The organism is Acinetobacter sp. YH12043, assembly GCF_013419915.1.
GTDB lineage: Bacteria > Pseudomonadota > Gammaproteobacteria > Pseudomonadales > Moraxellaceae > Acinetobacter.
This window is the reverse complement of the sequence record NZ_VOZD01000053.1, coordinates 1-4,189: the sequence shown is the minus strand read 5'-3', so window position 1 is coordinate 4,189 and position 4,189 is coordinate 1. Positions and strand designations below refer to the sequence as shown.

Here is a 4,189-nt window from a genome sequence, read left to right as displayed (position 1 = left end):
AACTCAGAAGTGAAACCTCTTAGCGCTGATGGTAGTGTGGGGTCTCCCATGTGAGAGTAAGTCATCGCCAGCTCATTATTCCAAAAGCCCTCTGCTCACGCAGGGGGCTTTTTTATGCGTGGGGTTTAAGAAAATTAATTATTCGATGGTTATTTAAACTGAATCATCACATAAAAGGCGAATTGAGAGGCGTATACTGAGCAGGTTCATGGAGCGGATATGTCCTCAAATTCATCTTCAAGCCATATCGCATATGGTTCATCTGCTTTTAAAGCTATTTTATTCTCCTTATTTCTGGCGGGTTTCGCGATTTTTTCATCGCTGTATTGTGTCCAACCGATGATGCCGATTCTGGCGGATTATTTTCATATCTCTCCAACACAAAGCAGTTTTCCACTTTCCTTCTCTACCATTGCCTTGGCTATTGGCTTGATCTTTACTGGTCTGATTTCAGACCGTTTTGGCCGTAAGCCGATAATGGTCTGGTCGTTATTTTCAGTTTCAGTCTTACTGTTACTCAGTGCTTTACTGCCAATCTGGTCGATATTTCTAGCCACACGAGTACTGATTGGTTTAACGGTCAGTGGTGTGGCAGCCGTGGCGATGACTTATATTGGAGAGGAAGTGGTAGAGCAGGATGTGGGCTTTGCCATGGGGCTGTATATTTCCGGAACTGCGATTGGGGGCATGAGCGGACGGTTGATCGCAGGGACATTGGTCGATTTTATTTCTTGGCAATCTGCGACTCTGATCATTGGGTTACTGAACCTATGTATCGCTATAACCTTCTATTTTCTATTACCTAAGTCCAGACACTTTCAGGCTTATCCAATTCAATTCAGCCGTTTTATCAGAGCATTTCAGCAGAATCTGAGTGATCCTAAATTAAGAATTCTGTTTTTACAGGGCTTTATCCTGATGGGGGGATTTGTCTCGGTATTTAACTATCTGAGTTATCGTTTGATTCAAGCGCCATTTGAATTGTCTCATGTCTGGATTGGTCTGATTTCGATTACTTATCTGGCCGGAATTTATAGCTCGCCACGAGCCGCAGCTTGGAGCAGGAAGTTTGGACGTTATAGGGTGCTTGCTGCCATGCTTTGTACCATGCTGTTTGGCTTAGCCTTAATGTTGATTAATAACTTGGCTTTAGTCTTTATTGGTTTGCTGATTTTTACCTTTTCCTTTTTTGCGGCTCATTCAACTGCCAGTAGCTGGGTATCGGTGCAATCCTTACAGTATCGTGCGGTAGGTTCGTCCCTTTATTTGTTCTGTTACTACCTGGGTTCAAGCTTACTTGGAAGTTCGAGTGGACTGGTCTGGGAAAATTCCGGATGGTTAGGACTAAGTGTATTTATCGCTATTATTTTAGGATTAGGCTTGCTGATGGCACAGCGTTTAAAACCTATAAATGATTCTTCAAAATCAGGATGAGTATATATTCCTAATAAAGGTCTTAAAGCTGTTTTTGTATAAATTATAATCAAGCAACCTAAGCCGAATTCATGCTAAAATACTCGGCTTTCATCTTTGATCACTTTTCTGATCTTCCATCTGCCAGCCGAGAATTGCTAGCCATGTCTACTGCTTATACCGCTCAGACTGCGCCTAAAGCGTTGTTTGATTACGACAAATATTGGGCGTCATGTTTTGAACCCGCGCCTTTTTTGCCGATGTCACGCGAGGAAATGGACCAACTCGGTTGGGACAGTTGTGACTTTATTTTTGTCTGCGGTGATGCCTATATTGACCACCCGTCATTTGTGACCGGGATCATTGGACGTGTGCTCGAAGCACAAGGTTTCCGCGTGGGGATTATTGCCCAGCCGGACTGGACTAATGTAGAAGCCTTCCGTGTACTCGGTAAGCCGAATATTGCCTGGGGCGTTTCTGCCGGTAATATGGACTCGATGATTAACCGTTATACGGCGGATCGTAAGATTCGTTCAGATGATGCTTATTCTCCAGATAACCAGCCGAATAAACGTCCAGACCGCGCAGCAACCGTCTATTGCCAACGTTGTCGTGAAGCTTTCCCGGATGTGCCGGTATTACTCGGTGGTATTGAAGGTTCATTACGTCGTATCGCACATTATGACTACTGGTCAGATAAAGTCCGTCGTTCGATCTTAATGGATTCTAAAGCGGACTTGTTGATGTACGGTAATGGCGAACGCTCGATCATTGAAATCATGCATCGCCTGGCTAAGGGTGAAAAGATTCATCAGATTACTGATGTTCGTGGTACCGCATTCATTATCAATAAACATAACCGTGCTGCGAAAGCCCAGTTTGTGGAAATTGCATCCAATGATGTCGATACCATTGGCCGTGTCGATCCGATCATCAACCCCTATGTGATGAGCGAAGATATTGATGGCTGTGAAATTGAAAAAGATAAAGGCAACAGCTTAAGCCAATACCAGAATTTCCAGAAAGAAGTCGTAGCGAATCCAATCGTGCGTGAAGGGGATGATTTAGATCCAGATACGCAAATCGTGCAGCTACAACCGGCATCTAAAGCCATTAAACATAAATTACCACCACGTGAATTAGCAGTGATTCGTTTGCCTTCTTTTGAAGAAGTCGCGAATGATCCTGTGCTGTATGCGCATGCGAACCGTATTCTACATCTGGAAACTAATCCAGGGAACGCGCGTGCTTTGGTACAAAAACATGGTGAACGTGATGTGTGGATCAATCCACCACCGATTCCATTAACTACCGAAGAAATGGATTATGTGTTCGACCTGCCTTATGCACGTCTGCCGCATCCATCCTATGGTAATGCACGCTTTCCGGCCTTTGACATGATCAAGTTCTCGGTGAACATCATGCGTGGCTGTTTCGGTGGCTGTACTTTCTGTTCGATCACCGAGCATGAAGGCCGTATCATCCAGAACCGTTCTGAAGAATCAATCCTGCGTGAAGTAGAAAAAATTCGTGATACCGCACCCGGCTTTACCGGCATTATCTCGGATTTAGGTGGCCCAACAGCCAACATGTACCGTTTGGCATGTAAAGATCCTGAGATTGAGAAGAACTGTCGTAAACCATCTTGTGTATTCCCGGGTGTATGTCAAAATTTACATACTGACCATGCACCGTTGACTCAGTTGTATCGTAAGGCACGTGCTTTACCGGGTATTAAAAAGATTCTGATTGGCTCAGGTCTGCGTTATGACCTTGCCGTATTGAACCCGGAATATGTCAGAGAGCTGGTCACCCATCATGTGGGTGGTTATCTGAAGATTGCACCAGAGCATACCGAAAAAGGTCCATTATCCAAGATGATGAAACCGGGGATCGGGACGTATGACCGCTTCAAGCAGATGTTTGACCGTTTCAGTAAAGAAGCCGGTAAGGAACAGTATCTGATTCCTTATTTCATCGCGGCGCATCCGGGTACCACCGATTACGACATGATGAATTTGGCTATCTGGTTGAAAAAGAATGGCTTCCGTGCCGATCAGGTACAAACCTTCTATCCATCACCAATGGCCACTGCAACCACCATGTACTACACCGGTAAAAACCCGCTGGCGAAAGTCGCGCGTTATACTGAAGATGTGGACATCGTGAAAGGTGAGAAACGTCGTCGTCTGCATAAAGCCTTCTTGCGTTATCATGATCCAAACAACTGGCCTTTATTGCGTGAAGCTTTAAAGGAAATGGGGCGTCAGGATCTGATTGGTAACTCGAAACAGCATCTGATTCCAACCTATCAACCTGCTGGTACAGATGGGCAATACCAGTCTGCACGTAAGAAGAATTCGACTGTAGCGGGTGATTCACAGAAACGTACTGCTAACCCAGGTAATCGTGGTCAGGCTCAAAATAACCGTCCGAAAAAAGGCCAGATTCTGACCCAGCATACTGGTCTGCCACCGCGTGAAACGGGTGATGCGAAAAAGCCATTCGGCGGCCCTAAACCTAAAGCAAAATCAAAGCCAAAATCACGTGCTTGATTAAGCTGATAAAAAAGACACTTCGGGTGTCTTTTTTATGTTCAGACTTTATTGATGCGGCTTTCAGGTTCTCAATTAAAATGTAAAATATTTTAGGCTCTAGACTAGCAAAATGATTATGTTAGTCTAGAATCATGATAGAAAACAGTAAATTAAGTCACTACAAGATTAAAAAAATTATTCAATGCTTTTGTGTTGATATTCCTGCTTCCAAAACAGCC

General features: G+C 44.3%; 2 protein-coding genes and 1 pseudogene. All 3 read left to right on the top strand.

Annotated elements, in window-relative coordinates:
* The first annotated feature begins 219 nt into the window (after nucleotides 1-219).
* Entirely contained in the window at nucleotides 220-1,434 is a 1,215-nt protein-coding gene (locus FTU01_RS15335) for an MFS transporter (RefSeq protein ID WP_180139985.1), read from the top strand.
* A gap of 143 nt (nucleotides 1,435-1,577) precedes the next feature.
* Nucleotides 1,578-3,968, top strand: a complete 2,391-nt coding sequence (locus FTU01_RS15330) for a YgiQ family radical SAM protein (protein ID WP_180139989.1) — start codon at nucleotides 1,578-1,580, stop codon at nucleotides 3,966-3,968.
* 134 nt (nucleotides 3,969-4,102) lie between these two features.
* Nucleotides 4,103-4,189 (top strand): annotated as a pseudogene (locus tag FTU01_RS15325) (IS1595 family transposase); the annotation flags it as partial.

Coding starts and splice junctions, on each gene's coding strand:
- FTU01_RS15335 (WP_180139985.1), top strand. CDS start 220: ATGTCCTCAAATTCATCTTCAAGCCATATCGCATATGGTTCATCTGCT.
- FTU01_RS15330 (WP_180139989.1), top strand. CDS start 1,578: ATGTCTACTGCTTATACCGCTCAGACTGCGCCTAAAGCGTTGTTTGAT.